This window comes from Commensalibacter oyaizuii (genome assembly GCF_029953265.1).
In the GTDB taxonomy this organism is placed as follows: domain Bacteria; phylum Pseudomonadota; class Alphaproteobacteria; order Acetobacterales; family Acetobacteraceae; genus Commensalibacter; species Commensalibacter oyaizuii.
Genome location: NZ_JASBAO010000001.1, coordinates 324521 through 343356, shown reverse-complemented (window position 1 = coordinate 343356; position 18836 = coordinate 324521). Strand labels below are relative to the sequence as shown.

Below are 18836 nucleotides of genomic sequence, written 5' to 3'. Positions count from 1 at the left end.
ACTTTGTCGAAATTATTAAAATTATTTACACAACAAAGATGGGTTACTCATAAAATAATCATGTGCTGAAAAAGGTTTCTCTGCTGCATGAAAGCGTTTCCACTTCTTATCACTATCAAGATGCCACGATTGTAAATCATCTTTTAAATTCGCAACCATTAGTTGATTTAAAACTTTATCATGAATCTCTTCAGGAATAATTGGAATCATGGCTTCAATACGGCGATCCATATTGCGTTCCATCCAGTCTGCAGATGCTATATATACCTTAGCATGTTTGGAAGGCAGTGCATGACCATTTCCAAAGACAAAAACCCTAGCATGTTCTAAAAAACGACCGACAATTGACTTTACTTGGATGTTTTCAGACAAGCCCGGAATTCCTGGGCGCAGACAACATATACCCCTGACGATCAAATTAATTTTAACGCCTGCATTGGATGCTTCGTATAATCTATCAATTAATTTATGATCAACTAAAGAATTAATTTTAATCCATAATGAACCTGGCTTACCCTCTTTGACAAAATTAATTTCTCCGTCAATCAATTCGTTTAATGTTTTACGAATGGTCAAAGGGGAAAAAGCAATCTCTTCCATTTGTGATGGGCGTGCATAACCTGTTACATAATTAAATAATTTAGCAGCATCACGTGTTAACTTAGGATTACAGGTAAAATAAGACAAGTCCGTATAAATTCGTGCTGTAATCGGATGGTAATTTCCAGTACCAAAATGAGCGTATGAACGGATTAAATTCCCCTCGCGCCGAACAACCAAACTTAATTTAGCGTGTGTTTTCCAGTCAGCAAAACCAAAAACCACTTGCACCCCTGCGGCTTCTAAATCACGAGACAATCGAATATTGGCCTCTTCATCAAAACGAGCGCGTAATTCAACAATGGCTGTAACTGATTTGCCACTTTCAGCGGCTTCGATTAATGCTCTGACAATCGGACTATTGCTAGAGGTGCGGTACAAGGTTTGTTTTATTGCTAAAACCTGAGGATCTTGCGCTGCTTGTCGTAAGAATTGGACTACAACATCAAAACTTTCAAACGGATGATAAACTAATAAATCTTTCGACCTTAAAGCTGTAAAACAATTCCCTCCCGCTTCACGAATACGCGCAGGTACATGTGAGGTATGATATGGAAATAATAAATCAGGGCGATTATCAACAATTAATTGTTTGACATCAACCAATCCTAAAATTCCATGATGAATCATCACTTCTTCGGCAGGAACCTCTAAGGCATGGGCAACAACATCGGCCAGTTTTGCAGGTAGTTGATTATCAATGTCCAAATGAATAACAACGCCGCGCCGCCTGCGTTTTAGCGCTGTTTCGTAAGATCGAACCAAATCCTCTGCTTCTTCTTCGAATTCAACATCGGTATCGCGAATAACCCGCAATAAACCGTAATTACCAATTTTATACCCTGGAAAAATTACCGAAATAAAAAGCGTAATAATATCTTCTAATAATACGAAGCGTTGTATTTTAGCCCCTTTTATAGATACAGGTAGAGCCAAGAAACGAGGTAATTGCGATGGTAGTAAAATCAACACATATTTACGATTTCTATCATTTTTTTGACCGACCAATCGTAAAGCAATTGCCATATTTAAATTAGGAATAAAAGGAACTGGATGTGCAGGATCCAAGGCAATAGGTGTTAAAATGGGAAAAACGCGCTCCATAAAATAACTTTTTAACCAATTTAAATCTGCTGGACTTAGATCTTGTGGGTGGCATACCGTTATACCAACCTCTGTTAACAAAGATTTTAAGGTTTTGTAAATACGTTGTTGATCTGCAAATAATCCTTTTACCCGCTCTCTAATTGCTGCCAATTGTTGCGCAGGGGTTAATCCATCTGGAGATGGGGTAATAAACCCTTCTCTAACCTGCCCAGCTAGACCAGCCACGCGTACAGAGTAAAATTCATCTAAATTACTGGCACTAATGGATAAAAAACGCACCCTCTCTAACAAAGGGTTTCTAGTATTTTCAGCCTCTTCAACCACTCTTTGATTAAAGTCTAACCATGATAACTCCCGATTTATAAAACGTTCAGGACTTCTTTTATATATTACTGGTGCATCGCTGTTATCCTTCTTTTCAGAAGGATGAACCACTTCACGCTGACGTGAAAGAGTGGATTTATTTGTAACGTTTTTTCTTTTAGTCGTCATCAGATATTCTTTAAAATGAGTTTGTACTACAAAACTAGCATAACGGTGCTTTATTGATTCGAAAACAGGAATAAATCGCTTTCTTTATCTGAAGGTTGTTGAACGTAAAACGCTAACAAATCGCTTAATACCCTGATTGCTAGTCCTCGGGTTATCCCCCCACCTTCTTCCATCGCGGCTTTGTCTAAACGATTAACCGCTTCCCGAATTGAAAATGCTGTTCTTGGTAATCGAATAATTAACCAATCAATCATTGAAGATGAAACAACTAATTGTCGTTCAGCCAATAGACGTAAAAGCAATATCCTTAGCAACTCGTCCTCAGCAGGATTGATTTGAACGGCTGTAATTGCGCGCAGTCTGCTAGTTAAATCTGGCAAATCAAGTCCCCAACGTGCAGGTGGAAGCTGACCACTTAAAACAACGGGCAAAGATAATTCTTTGGCTAGATTAAGTATATGCAGCAAAGCTTGAGCATTCTCAACCATGTCTGCATCATCAATAATCAAGGCCTGAACCCAATTTTCACGTAACTTTTCCAACCAATTTACAGAATGCGTTTTGGCAAACACGGACCCTGGCAAAAACAAAGCGGATTCTCTTTGCGCCCATATTTGCAATAAATGCGTTTTCCCGGTTCCAGAATCGCCCCACAATGCTAACCGCTTATCTGGCCAATCGGGTACTGAACGAATATTTTGGTTAATTCCAAGCCAGGCACGAGCCGCCGCATTTGACGGGGCGCTGATAAACTCTGAACAAACAAAACGTGGGCAATAGGTAAAAGGTAATGCCAACTGTCTGGGTGGGGAGCAAAATCCCAATTGTTGTGATTTTTTGTACATTCCTACTTTGCCAAAACCCATATCTGCCGTAAATAAGTAAATAATTAGTTTAATATGATGTAAAATTAATCCATAATCAATTAAAGATAAATAACCAAAGCAATAGATAAAGGCTGCTTAAGAATGACTTCAGATTCCCTGGAATTAAAACAAACCAACATAGAAAATGGTGCAACATATGAACAATCAGGTGTTGATATTGCTGCTGGTGATGCCTTAATTGAAGCCATCAAACCAGCAGTCTCTAAAACAAGCCAAGCTGGCGTTATGGGAAATTTGGGGGGATTTGGTGCCTTATTTGACGTTAAAGCAGCGGGCTTCAAGGATCCTATTCTTGTCTCTGGTACAGATGGGGTCGGCACAAAATTACTGATCGCCATCGAAACAGGTCTGTGCGACCATATTGGCTTTGATCTGGTTGGCATGTGTGTCAATGATCTAATCGTCCAAGGGGCAAAACCCCTATTCTTTCTTGATTACTTTGCCACTGGTAAATTGGATATTAAACAAGCACAGCGTGTTATTACTGGAATTAGTACCGCATGTGAACAATGTGGATGTGCATTAATTGGTGGTGAAACAGCAGAAATGCCAGGTATGTATCACAACGATCATTACGATTTAGCTGGATTTTCTGTGGGGGCTGTTGAACGCAATGCGTTATTGCCACAAAATATTGTCCCGGGAAATAAAATTATAGGATTAACTTCCAACGGTGCACATTCTAATGGTTATTCCTTAATTCGTTCAATTGTAAAATCACAAAATCTGGCATGGGACGATATTGCCCCCTTTGATCCTGATCAGTTTTTAGGTGAAGCCCTACTAACCCCAACCAAACTTTATGTAGAACCCGTTATTAAACTTCATAATGCAGGATTGCTGCACGGGGCTGCACACATAACAGGCGGTGGTATTATTGGCAACCTCCCCCGTATTTTACCAAAAGGAACCATTGCTACAATCGATGGTGAAAGCTGGCCTATGCCACCTGTTTTTTCTTGGTTGGCCCACGCAGGAAATGTTAAGACCGAGGAAATGTTAAAGGTTTTCAATTGTGGTATTGGTATGATCCTAATCGTATCCGATGTGGCCGCAGTGAATGAATTATTAAACGATACCGATACAGAAGCTTACGTCATTGGTCATATTGCCGCCAACGATGATCCAAACAGCGATCCTGTAGTTGAATTTAGTGACTTGCCTGATTTTACCTTTGTGCCAGAAGAAGAATAAAGTTGGAGATGTCTGATGGCTCTTAAAGAACGTGTAGCTATTCTTATCAGCGGCAGGGGCAGTAATATGGATGCCTTGATTGCAGCATGCCAAAAACCTTCTTTTCCTGCCTCTATCGAGCTAGTTATAAGCAATAATCCCGATGCTTTGGGACTGGACTCCGCTCGTAAAGCTGGTATCTCAACCCAAGTGATAGATCACCATAGTTTTGGTAAAGATCGCCAAGCTCATGAACGTCAGATTGATGCGGCTTTGCAAGCGCATAATATTTCGACCATTTGTCTGGCTGGATATATGCGAATCTTAACGCCTTTTCTTATCAATAATTGGAAAGGCAGAATTTTAAATATTCATCCCAGTATCCTGCCATTATTCCCTGGTCTAAATACGCACGCCAAAGCAATTCAAGCAGGTATGAAAGTGCATGGATGTACCGTGCATATCGTCACCGAAGATATGGATCAAGGTCCTATTTTAGGACAAGCCATAGTACCAATTCTGCCCTTTGATACAGAACACACTCTAGCACAACGATTATTAAAGCAAGAACACATCCTCTATCCGCAGGTTCTAAAAAATTTCTTGCGTAAAGAACCCGCCGATTGTTCAACTGAGGCATTGCTAAATGGTTAAAAAAAGCCCCAAGAAAATATCCTCTTGGGGCTTTTTAATATTCATTAGATCATTTAACCAAGTCCATAAATAATTTTAGGGCTCTTTTAAATTCAAAATGAACTAAGCATTAATTTCAATTTCAGCAAAGAAAAATTTAATTTCGTTTGCTGCATTTTCAGCAGAATCAGAACCATGGACCGAATTTGCTTCGATAGATTCAGCAAATTGCGCACGAATTGTGTGGGCAGCTGCATCTTTGGGATTAGTTGCACCCATAATTTCACGATTTTTAGCAACAGCGTCTTCGCCCTCTAACACTTGCACAACAACTGGACCACTGATCATAAATGAAACAAGATCATTAAAGAATGGACGTTCTTTATGAACTGCATAAAAAGCTTCTGCTTGGGCTTGGCTTAATTGTAAACGTTTTTGTGCAACGATTTTAAGACCGGTTCCTTCGATTAACGCATTAATTTTACCTGTTAGGTTGCGGCGGGTTGCATCAGGTTTTAAAATAGATAATGTTCTTTGAAGTGCCATAATTTTTTTCCTTATTTGGGATAAATACAAATCATTCTTTATAAAAGAAAAACTCTATTGGTAAATAAAAGAAATTTTATTATCTTGTCGACAATTTTTTACACTATTTTACACGAGCAAAGCTGTGAGCACTCTGGTTATTAATAATCTAACCCTTCGTATATTTGGCCGCCCTCTCTTAGAAAATGCTTCTTTAACGATCGAAAATGGCCAAAAAGTAGGCTTGGTCGGGCGAAATGGAACGGGGAAATCAACATTACTGGCAGCAATCGCGGGCGATATCCCTATTGATGGCGGGGATATCTTAATTCCTAACCGAATCAGAATGGCACGTGTAAAACAAGAAGCCCCCTCTGGCCAACATTCCCTAATTGATACCGTTTTGGCAGCAGATCAAGAACGCAGCCAATTATTATATGAAGCTGAACATATTCAAGATGCCTATCGATTAGCAGAGGTTCATGAACGATTGATCGCTATTGATGCCGACAGCGCCCCCGCCAGGGCCGCAACGATTTTAGCTGGATTAGGATTTAATGAAGAAAATCAACAGCGTCCTGTTGCCGATTTTTCAGGAGGATGGCGTATGCGTGTTGCCCTGGCCAGTACTTTATTCTTAAATCCAGATTTACTGTTGCTAGATGAACCTACAAATCACTTGGATCTAGAAGCAACCTTATGGTTAGAATCTTGGCTTGAATCCTTTGCGGGCAGTGCGCTGATTGTCAGTCACGATCGAAATCTATTGGATCGTTCTGTTAATGCCATCGCACATCTGCATCAACATAAATTATCTTTAACCGTTGGTGGATATGAGGAATTCATTAGAATTAAGAACGAAAAAACGCTGCAACAAAATCGTGAGGCCGAAAAGATTGCTGCAAAACGAGCCCATATGCAGTCTTTCGTTGATCGTTTTCGCGCCAAAGCAACCAAAGCACGTCAAGCCCAAGCACGATTAAAGGCGTTGGAAAAACTGCCCCCTTTACAGGCGGTTGTAGAAGAAACTTCTATTCATTTTGAATTCCCACAACCAATTGAATTGCCCCCTCCTTTGATTACTTTGCAACAAGTCAAAGCTGGATATGGGGAACGGATTATCTTATCTGATTTATCCTTACGAATTGACCCTGACGATCGTATTGCCCTGCTGGGGGCAAATGGAAACGGAAAATCAACTTTTATTAAGTTAATTGCTGGACGGTTAAAACCCTTTGAGGGCAACATTAATTATAATCCAAAATTATCTGTTGGATATTTTGCACAACATCAGCTTGAAGATCTAATTGCCGAACATACGCCATTGATGCATATGCAAACCGCTTTACCCAAGGCAACATCCACAGAATTGCGCGCACAGCTGGCGCGTTTTGGACTGGATGCTGCACGGGTGGATACGGCTGTGCAATCCCTTTCTGGTGGTGAAAAAGCGCGATTGGTTCTGGCTTTGGCAACACGTCATAATCCAAATATTTTGCTATTAGATGAACCTACTAACCATTTGGATTTAGATGCGAAGGAATCCTTGGTTCATGCCCTTTCCTCTTTCGAAGGTGCAGTTATTTTAATTTCCCACGATGCCAGATTAATCGAATTAATTGCTGATCGCCTGTGGTTGGTTAATAAAGGCTCTATTCAGCCTTTTGATGGGGATATTAATGATTACCGTCAATGGTTAGACGATCAACGCAAAGAAGCCAATCAACATGCAAAAACAATAAATGGCACAGCTTCTTCCCAAAAAGAGGCCCGCAAAGAACGGGCTGAAAAGCGTAAATTATTGCAACCTTTACGCAATAAAATCCGAGATACAGAAAAGTTAATGAATAAATACGCGTTAGAAAGCAAAAAATTAGAGGAGAAATTGGCAGATACAGATTTGTATATATCTGCCAAACCAGAGGAAATTACAGCCCTTCAAATTAAGCTTGCTGACTGGCAAAACAAGCAAAATGAAGCCGAAGAACTGTGGTTGAAACTGCAAGAAGAATTAGAGAGCAATCAAGAGTAATTGCTAAAATAGTCAATTAAATGTAAAATTTTTCCTAATAATTTCTTCATTTCTTTTCGAAAACCATAAACCAACCAGGCGGATTTAACCGAATTGGCATTTCTTGCACCCTTGGCAATGTCTTAAATTACGAAACATATACTAAAACTTATGGAAACTGTGTACGCTCATAATCGTATTGATCCACTAACTTTCTCAAAGGATCAAATTCTTGGTCACTACATTTTTTCAAATAGACTTTACTCTCATTATGATCAATAACCTCATAAAACACTTGGTTATTCCAATCTGCTTGGCTAATTCCTAACCATAATACTAAGGTAAAAGGATATGGGCGTTGATCTTTAGGTTTATTGGCATAATCAGCCTCATTAATACCTTGATTAAAGCGGATTTCGACGTCCCCAGTCGAAGGTGGGTTACGGCGCAACGGACCCCAACCTTTTTCGTTATCCTTAATCCATTTTTGAACGACCTGTAATTCTTGTGGGGTCAATATGCGCACCTTATGCAAGGGGCCCACCACTAATTCTGCGTTAACAACTTCTGGAAAGGTAACAGGACGCAACTCTGTGCGAACCATCAACCAAATACCGATGACCACAACAAAACAAAATGCCACGATCAAAGTCAAAAATATATTTTGTTTCCGCATTAATTTTATGCCTCTATGTTCTTAATCGCATGAATAATTCTGAATACTTCTTCATCGGTTAACTCTGGATGAATCGGTAATGCCAATATTTTTTTTGACAGAGCTTCTGAAACTGGTAGTGCATTGCCATCATGATACTGACAATAAGCTGGTTGCTGATGCAGAGGTAAAGGATAATAAATAGCGGTTGGTATCCCCTGCTCTTTTAACATACGCTGCATTATTGTTCGCTTTGCTTCATTTTCCAATAAAACAGAATAGATTGCCCAAGCACTCTTACTGTCAGGAACTCTAGCTGGCGTGGTTACATACGCAGACAAATGTTGATCGTATAATGTGGCTATTTCTTCACGACGTGCAATTTCATCCTCAAAAAAATCAAGTTTAGCCAACAATACAGCGGCTTGTATGGTATCCAGACGCCCATTCATCCCTGTTCTTAAGACTTGATATCTTGTTTTCCCCTCGCCGTGTGTGCGTAAAGAACGATATAACTCTGCCTTTGCTGCATCATTGGTAAAAATAGCCCCCCCGTCACCATAACCACCAAAGGGTTTCGACGGAAAAAAAGAAGTAACCGTTGCATCGGCTTCGCAACCTAACTTACGGCCTTGATAAAAGCCACCAAAAGATTGCGCACAATCATCTAAAAGATACAAACCTTCTTGATCAGCAATTTTACGTAATTCGTCCCAAGGGGCTGGTTGCCCAAATAAATCCACCCCAATGATGGCTTTGGGTTTTAATTTTCCTGAAGATTTTATTTCGTGGATACAAGACTTTAGATGTTCGGGATCAATTTGAAAAGTTTTAGGATGAATATCGACAAAAACAGGTGTTGCCCCTATTACTAGCGGGACTTCTGCGGTCGCGGTATAAGTGAAAGCAGGTAAAAAAACAGCATCCCCTGCCCCAATATTTTCTGCCATTAATGCAATCTGAATGGCATCTGTTCCCGAAGAAACACCAACACAAAATCGTGCCCCAACATATCGAGCCAAACGATCCTCTAACTCTTGAACCTCGGGACCCAGTATAAATTGACAATGACATAAAACTTGATTGACACGATCTGTAATCACATTTCCCAGACGCTGTTGTTGTTTTTTTAAATCAAGAAATAATATTGGGGTATTCATTATCTATCTCTTTTCTTAATATAATAGCAATAATTACTGCATATTCGATTTATGAGTAAATTCTGGCACCAATTGTTGAACAAGATGAATGGCTTGCTTCACATCCCCTTGGATACAAATTGCCTCTATTTGATTAATTAACTCATTAACCTCTTGTAAATTGACCATCCGTGGTGTGGCCATCATTAAAGCTGCATGATCTGTTGGCATGGGTGCTTCTTTACCATGAAATAATTCCTCAAACAGTTTTTCACCTGGACGTAAACCTGTAAACTCGATTTGAATATCTTCTTCAGGTTTTAATCCAGCTAATCGAATAAGTTGACGTGCCAAATCTAAAATTTTGACAGGTTCACCCATATCTAATACAAAAATTCCACCGTTTTTTAGCATCTGATCTGTTAAATCATTTCCGCCTCGGTAAATTGTTGCCCGCACACTGGCTTGCAGTACCAATCCTACTGCTTCTGACACGGTCATAAAATACCGTTTCATTTCAGGATCGGTTACTGTTAATGGTCCCCCATGGCGCAACTGCCTACGAAACAGTGGTACTACTGATCCTGTTGATCCCAATACATTACCAAACCTTACAGTTACGCATCGCATCATACTTGTTGGTGGAATATCAACAATATCTTTTAACTGTTGTTCATCATGATTATGAATTGCCATATCCAGCGCTTGACAATACATTTCAGCAACCCGCTTCGAAGCCCCCATTAAACTAGACGGGTTTACGGCTTTGTCCGTCGAAATCATGATTAATGCTTTGACCCCTGTTACAGCCGCAGCATTGGCAATGATACGAGTACCAATAATATTAGTTAAGAACCCTTCAATTGGATTATTTTCAATCATTGGTACGTGCTTTAGGGCCGCAGCGTGGAACACAATTTCAGGACGATATTGTTCAAATAAACTATATATTCGATCTTGATCTCGAATATTTGCCAACACACATTGACGATCCCCATTCAACTTGCGTTCAGTCAATTCTACATTTATTTTCCATAAAGCATATTCACTATGATCCAATAAAATAAGCAATTTTGGCAATAAAGCTGCAATTTGTCTGACTAACTCTGAACCAATGCTGCCTCCTGCACCTGTTACAACAACAACCTTATTGCGAATCATTAACTCCATCCCTTCGTGATCTAAGGGGACTTGGGGTCTATTTAATAATTCTTCTAAGGCGATAGGTTGTAGTTCTACGTTACTGGCAGGGGTTAGGCTGGTTAAAGTAGGGGTTCGTTTGACTTGTATTCCCCATTTTTCCGCAACTGATAAAAGTGCTCTTAATTGAGGGCCTCTTAAATCCCCCCCTGTGATTACTAAAGTTGCTGGAAGTTTTTGTTGATTTTTTAGATTTGACAAAATATCTGCCAAATCTTCAAAATTCCCCAAAATGGGTGCGTTATGAATACGGTGTCCCTTTCGACTTTGACGAAATGAAATCAATCCAACAACACGAAAAACAGATTGCGTATCCCGCTTGATTGCACGAATAAACAAGTCGATATCTTCATCGCTGCCTAACAATAAGATTTTTTGCTTTTTTTGACGATTAATCCGTATATTTTCTGACGTACATAGACGATAGGTAACACGCCCACCCCCCATTAACACCAATAATACCAAGGCATAAATAATGGGAAAAGTATCAGAAGGCATTGGATAACCATTAAACACCAGCAGACATGAAAATAAAATGGAACTGCCAACGGCAGCAGCAGCTATATTTAATAAATCTGCAATCCCAGAAAATCGCCAATATTGTTGAGGTATGTGAAAAGGAATACCACTAACCAATAAAGTAATAACCCCACTGGTTAAAAACCATAATGGATGCAACAATCCATCCTGTGGATCAGCAAGCCAACGTGCCAAAGGGGCAGCAATAGCAGCAAGAATACCATCCATTAACAGATTAACCACGATACGGTTATATCTCTTTGTTTGCTTTGAAACCTCAGATAAATTAGACTGTTGCAATGTCAATATTCCATCTCTATAGCCTTATAAACGTCGTTAACATATAGCATTTCATTATCTAAAAAAACAATGATCACTCTATCGTCTCACTCTTTATTTGTAGCATGGCTGATAGGAACCACCCTATTGTCTGCAATAATTGTAAAAATTATGACGCGTATTGGCGTTATGGATACCCCTGTTTCAAGAAGCTCGCATACCATCCCCACCCCAAAAGGTGGAGGAGTTGGGATTGTATGTGCGTTTTTAATAGGCAGTATAATAATTTTTCCTTTGTTACACCAACCTTATCTGTTTTCGGTTCTTGCTTTGTTAATTACCGTTGCATTTCTGTCTATTATCTCATGGTTGGATGATCTAAAACAATGGCCCGCACTTATTAAACTTGTTGCTCAAATTGTGTGTGCCATAGTTATTGTAATCTGTACCGTCCCGATCTCTGTTTTACAAAATAGTTCCTATATTCTGGTGCCTATTATTTTAATATGGCTGGTATACGTAACGAATGCTTTAAATTTTATGGATGGTTTGAATGGTTTGACTTCTGGGGTTACCGCTATTTGCTGTTTATTTTTCTATATCTATACCCAACAATTTGATTATCGTCTAATTTCATTGGCTCTATTTTGTGGATTGCTTGGTTTTTTACCATTTAATTACCCAAAAGCCGAAATATTCATGGGGGATGTTGGCAGTCAAGCATGTGGATTTTTACTGGCGTATTTTGCGATCTCCCCTTTGAGTCAAAAGAGCCATTTTGACTTTAATATAATACCTACAGAAACCTTTTTAATTTTTTTCGTATTATTCGCAATGATCTACGATGTAACTTTTACCCTAATTAGAAGGATAAAAGAAAAAGATCCACTTTTGAAAGCACATCGCAGCCATTTATATCAAATGGCCCATCGATGCACGATTAAAGCATCCGTCATCACTTTAATTCACTGGGCATTTTCTATATGGGGTGGAATTATATTCGTTTATTTCCCACCGACATCATCCTTTCCTATTTTTTTGGATTTAGGGTTATTATTGTGCCCGCAATTGGTTTGGACTTTATATATTTATTATCAAACCGTTAAATACGGCATAAAAAAATGGTAAGGCCTAAATATTACCTTACCATTCTTAAATAGGACTTAAGAAGATCAATCTTTAACTTTGTTTAGTTGTTGTTGATTAAGATCTTCGGTAGTCGTATGGCCTTGTTTTTTCTGTTTAGCAGACTTACTTTCAGCTTTGTCATTTGCCTCTGCAGCACGTTGCAATTTGCTATCTACAAATTTAATTGAAAACCCTCCAGGGGCGCCAGCTAAACGACCACCCATTGTTTTGGTATCAATCGCAATAACAACATTTTTTGTGTTTTTAAGATTAGCAGCACCAACTCCAACACCTGCAGTGGCTTCACCCGCTGCTGAAGCATAGTTACCAGCAAAATCATATATATTTTTTAGGTTATATACATGTCCAGAAGCTTGAGATTTTGAAAACCCAAGCGCAACAACATTGCCGCCTTTGATTTTAAACTTGTAAGTTTTGCCATGATATTTTAAAATGCCGTCCCCCCAAGTATACCCAACACCAACATCTGCAGAATGGAAGGTCATATACACAGTGCCAGAAGGTTTATCAGAAGTTGCAGCAGGATGATCAACAGGTTTGTGATCATTTGCTGCAAATACTTGATGACTTAAGACTGGGGCACTAATAAAGGTTGCTGCTAACAACAAATAAATCTTTTTCATTATAAAACCCTTAAAAAATTTGTAATTAATCATATATTACACCGAATATATAAAATTACAAATATGTTAATAGGTTATAATAGAAGAGATCAATCCCTAATCATCAAAATATAATTAAATTACATAAGTTTTAGTGGTTTTTATTATCATCTTTTGAAGCGATTGTCATAATGGATTGAATATTTGTTAAATATTCAGCGCCAGCGTCTGTACGTTGAACCAATACAGAACGACGATCCATCGGATCAATTTTCCTAGAAACTAGACCTAACTCTTCTAAACGATCCAAAGCACGCGTAATAGCGGGTTTTGAAACTTGTAAAGCTGTAGCCAGTCCACGAACTGTTTGGACAGTATCAGTTAAATAGCAAATTAAAAATACAGCCAATTGACGTGCTGATAGATCTGGTGTTTCTTGACGGACCAAAGTCGTAATTGTTTCTTTTAAAACCATAATTTGTTGTTCAGAAGAAGTATTATTGTAAACCATAATTTTTAACCATTCATTTTTTCAAAACTGATTCAAGATTATTTCAATAATTACGCAATAATTGCGCAATATTATATTCAACAAATGAGTATTCGAAGTGCAAATATCAACCTCATATGCAAAATAATATTGTTATAATTATAACTTTTTTAAAATACAACCAATCGTGGTAAAAAACAACCTAAACGTTTTGATACTAAACTTAAAATAGATACAGAATAATATCGCCTCCAAATAAAAGAGGAAAATATTTTGTCTTATCAAAACGTTTTCGTAATATATTTCAAATAAGAAAAATATCTTCGTTACTAATATCAAATAAAATAGCAGTAACGAAGGAATAATAAAGCAAAAATTTATTATATATCAAATAGTTAATTTAAAGATTTATTGATTAATGCTTTCCAATCAGTTTTTACTGACTTGGGTATTAATAGATAACTACTTGAAATAAAAATAAACCACACACACCCTAAATATAAAGCTATTCTAGTGCTGGGTTGTAAAGTTAGGGTAAGAATCGCAACGGCGATAAAAATAATACAAACCCAGCACGATAATATTCCCCCAGGCATCTTAAAGCACGATTCTAAATGACGCTTAGGGTATTTTTTTCGATAGCGAATATAGGACAGTAAAATTAAAAACCATGTAAATAAAGAAATAATCGTGGCAACTGAAGAAACTAAAATAAAACTATCCATGATATTTTTATTACCAATTGCCAATAAAATGACCGATGATAACAAACAGATACATGAAAACCGTAAACCATTAATAGGGACAGAGGACTTTGAAAGAATAGTGAATATATTCGGTGCTTTTTTCAGCAAAGCCAAGCCATACAACATACGGCTAGTAGAAAAAATACCACTATTTGTTGAAGACGCGGCTGATGTCATCACAACAATATATACAATCGCAGCAGCAGCAGGCAGCCCAGCAAATAAAAATAAAACAATAAAAGGGCTTTTATCTGGATTAATACTGTGCCAAGGGATTACGGCCATAATCACCATCACAGCCAGAACATAAAACATGATGATTCTGATAGGAATATTATTTATGGCTTTGGGTAAATTTTTAAAAGGGTCTTTAGATTCCGCAGCAACTGTTCCAACCAGCTCTACCCCAATAAATGCAAAGGTGGCACTTTGAAATCCTGCTAGAAATCCACGATATCCATTTGGAAACAAATCACCATTGTTAAAAATATTGCCTAAAGACGCAACATCACCAGATGGTGATTTAAAAGCGATACCAATGAAAAAAATGCCAATTAAAATTAATAAACAAATAGCAATGACTTTGATAATTGCAAACCAAAACTCCATTTCCCCAAATAAACGTACCGTTAATCGATTCAAAAGATAGAAAATAACAATACAAGCCAAGGCTGGTATCCACGAGGGCAAATGAGGGAAAAACATATGTGTATATCCCGATATTGCGATCAAATCAGCAATACCGATAACAACCCAACACAACCAATATGACCACCCCAAGATAAACCCAGCAAAAGGTCCCAAAAGCTCGCTAACAAAGTCGACAAAAGACTTATATTTTAAATTGGACAGTAATAACTCACCCAACGCTCGCATGACCAGAAAAACAATGGCACCAATAATCGTATAAATTAGAACAATCGAAGGTCCCGCAAGATGAATAGTGCTACCAGCCCCTAGGAACAAACCAGTGCCAATGCACCCCCCGATTGCAATTAATTGAATATGGCGGTTACTTAAGTTTCTTTGTAACGTGTCTTTATTATCCTGATCCATATAAAAGCCTTATTCCTTTGCTATAGTGCACATAGTGATTAATAGAATTTTGTATCTTTAAATCGTATAGAAAGATTTATCATGTATTATACGTTTTTTTTAAAGTAAAATAATAATCGATATAACATCTAACGGATTTAAATCATTTTCCTATCCAAATTTTATCACAATAAAGTATTTTTATGTCCTCTACCCACCACGTCAAAGCCATCCTTGGTCCAACGAACACAGGAAAAACACATCTGGCCATAGAACGTATGATGGCCCATTCTTCGGGGATTATTGGCTTTCCCTTGCGCTTACTAGCCAAAGAAAATTATGATCGAATGGTCAGTTTAAAAGGTGAAAAATACGTTGCATTAATCACAGGCGAAGAAAAAATTATCCCCCCAACAGCAAAATGGTTTTCCTGTACTGTTGAGGCAATGCCAATTACAACTGCTGTTGATTTTATCGCCATTGACGAGATCCAGCTTTGTGCCGATCCCGATCGAGGACATATATTTACCGATCGGTTATTAAATTGCCGAGGAAACATTGAAACCATGTTTTTGGGGGCAGATACAATGACCCCGATCCTAAAGCAATTAATTCCTGGAATAGAAATTGAATCCCGCCCTCGCCTTTCTTTATTAAACTACAGTGGTTTTAGTAAAATTACCAAACTACCCTCACGCTGTGCCATTGTTGCCTTCTCCGCGACTGAGGTATACGCTATTGCCGAATTTATTAAAAGAAAGCACGGGGGCTGTGCCATTGTGATGGGACGTTTATCACCACGAACCCGCAACGCACAGATGGAGTTGTATCAAAACAAAGATGTTGATTATTTAGTGGCAACCGATGCCATCGGGATGGGACTGAATATGAATGTCAATCATGTGGCTTTTGCCAGTCTATCTAAATTCGATGGTCGCCAAATGCGCAATCTATTTGCAACTGAAATTGCCCAAATTGCTGGACGGGCTGGCAGAGGAATGCGAGATGGAACTTTTGGCACGACTGCAAATTGTCATGCGATCTCTGAAAAAATTATAAATTCAGTTGAAAATCATCATTTCGATACATTAAAACAAGTCTATTGGCGTAATCACCACTTGGATTTCTCTAACCCTTCTACTTTATTACATTCATTAACGCACGCCCCTCCACTAAAAACCTTAATTGCTGGAAATCATGCTTCGGACCTGCAAACACTTGTCTATTTAATTCAAGATCCAGAAATTATGGCTGCCTGCTCAACCCAGGAGAAAACGCAGCTTCTATGGGAAAACTGCCAAATCCCTGACTTTAAAAAATTAGGAGGGGATAGCCATGCCCGTATTTGTAAAAAGACTTTTCTTTTTTTATTAAAACAAGGGTATGTCCCCGAAACATGGTTGAATCAACAAATTGAACAATTAAACCATCCCTATGGCGACATCGATACCTTAATGCAAAGACTTTCAGGTATTCGCATTTGTGCCTATATAGCAACAAAAAATCAGTGGGTAGAGCATGCACCCTACTGGCAAGCTCAAGCAAGGGAAGTTGAAGATCGTCTTTCTGATGCGCTTCACACTGCGTTAATGAGCCGTTTTGTGAATCAACGTGCAACTTCGTTAATTCGCAATTTAAATAGCCACGAAAAAAATGATTTACTGACTTCTATAACTCCTTCTGGTGATATTTTAATCGAAGGACACAGTATTGGTACGTTCAAAGGGCTTTCCTTGGTTATGAAGGAAACTTTGGCAGATGAAGAACACAAGCTTGCCCTCAAAAGTATTCGCAAAAATATTAATGCCATTATCCCCCGCCAAATTAATAAAATAGTAGATGCAAACCACAATGAATTTAGCCTAGATTATAAAGCAGGATATATTTTATGGGAACAAACCCCTATTGCACGACTAAAAAAAGGTTTAGATCTTTTGCATCCCGAAATTACTCTATTTGAAAATGAATTTCTTAATGATTATCACCGTCAAGTAATTATCAAAAAATTGCAACACTATGTTACGGCAATCGTCCGTAATTTTTTTCCAAAATTACTAATATCAAAAAACAAAAACATTCCAGTTGAATTGCGTGGAATATTACATCAAATTTACGAAAATGGTGGAATACTTTGGAAAAGCAAAACATATAATTTAAGCAAGGATAATAGAAGATTTTTATATAAACATGGGATCCTTACAGGCCCACATGCGATTTATATAAAGAATATATTTAAAGAAAAAATATCCAATCTAAGGATCATGCTCTTTCACATTTATCATCATTCGGTTAACTTTTCTATCCTACCTGCATCCAGTCAAATTTGTATTAATGCCTTAACTGATTTTGATGTAGAATTTATGCGTTATTTAGGCTGGATGCCAGCTGGAACACAGTTTATTCGCATAGATATTGCAGAAAAAATAACAAATAAATTAATCCACAAAGCCCAGCTTTTCCCAAATGCCTTTAACAAACAGACCTTGGTTCCACTACCTTACCAACATGACAATATTAATGCTATTTTAAAAGCTTTCAATTTCTTTACTCAAAAAGCGCAATCTCTGTCAAAGCTACCAATGGGCCCTCCAGCACCATTGCTCTTTGCAGCTTACCCATTCCAAAAATCGAATAAACCGAAAAAACTGCACCATACGTTTAAGCGTAATCAAAAAAAGCCTCAGTCAACACGAAAAACTTTTTTGGCACTAAAACAGTTCTATGAAAACAATCGATATCATTGATACAGAACCTCTTTCTCAAAGGATAGATTTGTGGCTTTGGCATGCTAGGATTTATAAAACGAGAAGTATCAGTGCGACCATTACGAAATCAACAGCTATTCGTTTAAATTCTATTTTAATTCACAAACCATCAACACAAGTTAAAAGGAATGATATTTTGACTTTCCCCTATCACAATAAGGTCAGAGTTATTAAGATACTAAATTTCTCAAAGCAACGGGTTGCTGCCAGAAATATCTCACTTTTATATGAAGAAATTCTTGAAAAATAATTTTTAAAGTAATAATAAATGAAATTAATTTTCTTGTATAAATCTCAAGAAATACTTAAATCTAAATAAATCAACGTTTAGATTTTACCATCAATAACTGTAAAACTTAAAATTATAAGGGGTGATACCCTTTTAACAATTATGAATCGGAGAAAGCAATGACCTATGTGGTCACGGAAAACTGCATCCGTTGCAAATATATGGATTGTGTAGAAGTCTGTCCCGTAGACTGTTTCTATGCTGGTGAAAACTTTCTGGTTATTAATCCCGAAGAATGTATCGACTGTGGTGTTTGCGAACCAGAATGCCCTGCTGAAGCTATTTTCCCAGATAGTGACGACCGTTCCACCGACTGGATTGAAATTAATAACGAACTCTCTCAATCTTGGCCAAATATTACCCGCAAAGGCAATTCACCAGCAGATGCCGATGAATGGAACGGAAAACCTGATAAAAAAGATATGCTTTCAAAAGAGCCACATAAAGATTAATTCATTTAATTTAATCAAACGTACTAACTATATAAAAAAACCCTTTAGTAATTCACTAAAGGGTTTTTTAGTTCTGAAAACTCGTTTT

The 18836-nt window shown here is 37.9% G+C and carries 16 protein-coding genes; 7 read left to right on the top strand and 9 right to left on the bottom strand.

Translation table 11 applies throughout. The features are described 5' to 3' along the window. Window positions 1–21: 21 nt before the first annotated feature. Together QJV27_RS01435 and QJV27_RS01430 are read right to left on the bottom strand one after the other, a co-directional pair. Window positions 22–2199 carry an RNA degradosome polyphosphate kinase gene (locus QJV27_RS01435; RefSeq protein WP_281447211.1) on the bottom strand — a complete coding sequence of 726 codons (2178 nt, stop codon included), beginning with the start codon at window positions 2197–2199 and terminating at the stop codon, window positions 22–24. 50 nt (window positions 2200–2249) lie between these two features. Beyond that, complete coding sequence (locus QJV27_RS01430; protein WP_281447210.1) at window positions 2250–3044, bottom strand: P-loop NTPase family protein; 795 nt, start codon at window positions 3042–3044, stop codon at window positions 2250–2252. A 123-nt stretch (window positions 3045–3167) separates the two neighbouring features. On the opposite strand from QJV27_RS01430, the gene purM reads away from it, so the two are divergent. Both purM and purN read left to right on the top strand, forming a co-directional pair. Beyond that, complete coding sequence (gene purM / locus QJV27_RS01425) at window positions 3168–4280, top strand: phosphoribosylformylglycinamidine cyclo-ligase (RefSeq protein WP_281447209.1); 1113 nt, start codon at window positions 3168–3170, stop codon at window positions 4278–4280. 12 nt (window positions 4281–4292) lie between these two features. Beyond that, entirely contained in the window at window positions 4293–4913 is a 621-nt protein-coding gene (gene purN, locus QJV27_RS01420) for a phosphoribosylglycinamide formyltransferase (protein ID WP_408869630.1), read from the top strand. A gap of 102 nt (window positions 4914–5015) precedes the next feature. Here the strand turns inward: purN and ndk are convergent, their stop codons facing one another. Then, the gene (ndk, locus tag QJV27_RS01415; RefSeq protein ID WP_281447207.1) at window positions 5016–5438 is read right to left on the bottom strand and encodes a nucleoside-diphosphate kinase; all 423 of its coding nucleotides are present in this window, start codon (window positions 5436–5438) and stop codon (window positions 5016–5018) included. Window positions 5439–5562: 124 nt separating this feature from the next. Here ndk and QJV27_RS01410 point away from each other — a divergent pair, with 124 nt between their 5' ends. Next, a complete protein-coding gene (locus tag QJV27_RS01410) occupies window positions 5563–7449 on the top strand; it encodes an ATP-binding cassette domain-containing protein (protein ID WP_281447206.1) in 1887 nt (628 codons plus the stop codon). 148 nt (window positions 7450–7597) lie between these two features. Here the strand turns inward: QJV27_RS01410 and QJV27_RS01405 are convergent, their stop codons facing one another. The 3 genes from QJV27_RS01405 to QJV27_RS01395 are packed head-to-tail and all read right to left on the bottom strand — an operon-like array spanning window position 7598 to window position 11247. Beyond that, window positions 7598–8104 carry a hypothetical protein gene (locus QJV27_RS01405; protein WP_281447205.1) on the bottom strand — a complete coding sequence of 169 codons (507 nt, stop codon included), beginning with the start codon at window positions 8102–8104 and terminating at the stop codon, window positions 7598–7600. A 5-nt stretch (window positions 8105–8109) separates the two neighbouring features. Then, the gene (locus QJV27_RS01400) at window positions 8110–9243 is read right to left on the bottom strand and encodes a DegT/DnrJ/EryC1/StrS family aminotransferase (protein ID WP_281447204.1); all 1134 of its coding nucleotides are present in this window, start codon (window positions 9241–9243) and stop codon (window positions 8110–8112) included. Between the two features lie 33 nt (window positions 9244–9276). Then, the gene (locus QJV27_RS01395; RefSeq protein ID WP_408869608.1) at window positions 9277–11247 is read right to left on the bottom strand and encodes a polysaccharide biosynthesis protein; all 1971 of its coding nucleotides are present in this window, start codon (window positions 11245–11247) and stop codon (window positions 9277–9279) included. Between the two features lie 120 nt (window positions 11248–11367). Between QJV27_RS01395 and QJV27_RS01390 the strand changes: the two genes are divergently transcribed. Next, complete coding sequence (locus tag QJV27_RS01390) at window positions 11368–12348, top strand: glycosyltransferase family 4 protein (RefSeq protein WP_281447203.1); 981 nt, start codon at window positions 11368–11370, stop codon at window positions 12346–12348. A 44-nt stretch (window positions 12349–12392) separates the two neighbouring features. Here the strand turns inward: QJV27_RS01390 and QJV27_RS01385 are convergent, their stop codons facing one another. The 3 genes from QJV27_RS01385 to QJV27_RS01375 all read right to left on the bottom strand — a co-directional run bounded on the left by QJV27_RS01385 (window position 12393) and on the right by QJV27_RS01375 (window position 15263). Beyond that, window positions 12393–12992, bottom strand: a complete 600-nt coding sequence (locus QJV27_RS01385; protein ID WP_281447202.1) for a hypothetical protein — start codon at window positions 12990–12992, stop codon at window positions 12393–12395. 130 nt (window positions 12993–13122) lie between these two features. Then, on the bottom strand, window positions 13123–13482 hold the full coding sequence (locus QJV27_RS01380) for a MarR family transcriptional regulator (protein ID WP_281447201.1): 360 nt from the start codon (window positions 13480–13482) through the stop codon (window positions 13123–13125). A 374-nt stretch (window positions 13483–13856) separates the two neighbouring features. Further along, window positions 13857–15263 (bottom strand): amino acid permease, encoded by a 1407-nt coding sequence (locus tag QJV27_RS01375; protein ID WP_281447200.1) that lies wholly within the window; start codon window positions 15261–15263, stop codon window positions 13857–13859. 182 nt (window positions 15264–15445) lie between these two features. Here QJV27_RS01375 and QJV27_RS01370 point away from each other — a divergent pair, with 182 nt between their 5' ends. From QJV27_RS01370 to fdxA, 3 genes are all read left to right on the top strand, one after another. After that, on the top strand, window positions 15446–17986 hold the full coding sequence (locus tag QJV27_RS01370; RefSeq protein WP_281447199.1) for a helicase-related protein: 2541 nt from the start codon (window positions 15446–15448) through the stop codon (window positions 17984–17986). Next, window positions 17964–18257 (top strand): RNA-binding S4 domain-containing protein, encoded by a 294-nt coding sequence (locus tag QJV27_RS01365; protein ID WP_281447198.1) that lies wholly within the window; start codon window positions 17964–17966, stop codon window positions 18255–18257. The genes QJV27_RS01370 and QJV27_RS01365 overlap by 23 nt, the downstream gene beginning before the upstream one ends. Before the next feature lie 158 nt (window positions 18258–18415). Next, on the top strand, window positions 18416–18748 hold the full coding sequence (gene fdxA, locus QJV27_RS01360; protein ID WP_281447197.1) for a ferredoxin FdxA: 333 nt from the start codon (window positions 18416–18418) through the stop codon (window positions 18746–18748). Window positions 18749–18836 lie beyond the last annotated feature (88 nt).

What these genes read in the sequence shown, in the direction of transcription:
- QJV27_RS01380 (WP_281447201.1), bottom strand. Translation starts at nt 13,482, where the DNA reads ATGGTTTACAATAATACTTCTTCTGAACAACAAATTATGGTTTTAAAA.
- QJV27_RS01365 (WP_281447198.1), top strand. Translation starts at nt 17,964, where the DNA reads ATGAAAACAATCGATATCATTGATACAGAACCTCTTTCTCAAAGGATA.
- QJV27_RS01400 (WP_281447204.1), bottom strand. Translation starts at nt 9,243, where the DNA reads ATGAATACCCCAATATTATTTCTTGATTTAAAAAAACAACAACAGCGT.
- QJV27_RS01435 (WP_281447211.1), bottom strand. Translation starts at nt 2,199, where the DNA reads ATGACGACTAAAAGAAAAAACGTTACAAATAAATCCACTCTTTCACGT.
- QJV27_RS01405 (WP_281447205.1), bottom strand. Translation starts at nt 8,104, where the DNA reads ATGCGGAAACAAAATATATTTTTGACTTTGATCGTGGCATTTTGTTTT.
- QJV27_RS01430 (WP_281447210.1), bottom strand. Translation starts at nt 3,044, where the DNA reads ATGTACAAAAAATCACAACAATTGGGATTTTGCTCCCCACCCAGACAG.
- purM (WP_281447209.1), top strand. Translation starts at nt 3,168, where the DNA reads ATGACTTCAGATTCCCTGGAATTAAAACAAACCAACATAGAAAATGGT.
- QJV27_RS01385 (WP_281447202.1), bottom strand. Translation starts at nt 12,992, where the DNA reads ATGAAAAAGATTTATTTGTTGTTAGCAGCAACCTTTATTAGTGCCCCA.
- QJV27_RS01375 (WP_281447200.1), bottom strand. Translation starts at nt 15,263, where the DNA reads ATGGATCAGGATAATAAAGACACGTTACAAAGAAACTTAAGTAACCGC.
- QJV27_RS01370 (WP_281447199.1), top strand. Translation starts at nt 15,446, where the DNA reads ATGTCCTCTACCCACCACGTCAAAGCCATCCTTGGTCCAACGAACACA.
- fdxA (WP_281447197.1), top strand. Translation starts at nt 18,416, where the DNA reads ATGACCTATGTGGTCACGGAAAACTGCATCCGTTGCAAATATATGGAT.
- ndk (WP_281447207.1), bottom strand. Translation starts at nt 5,438, where the DNA reads ATGGCACTTCAAAGAACATTATCTATTTTAAAACCTGATGCAACCCGC.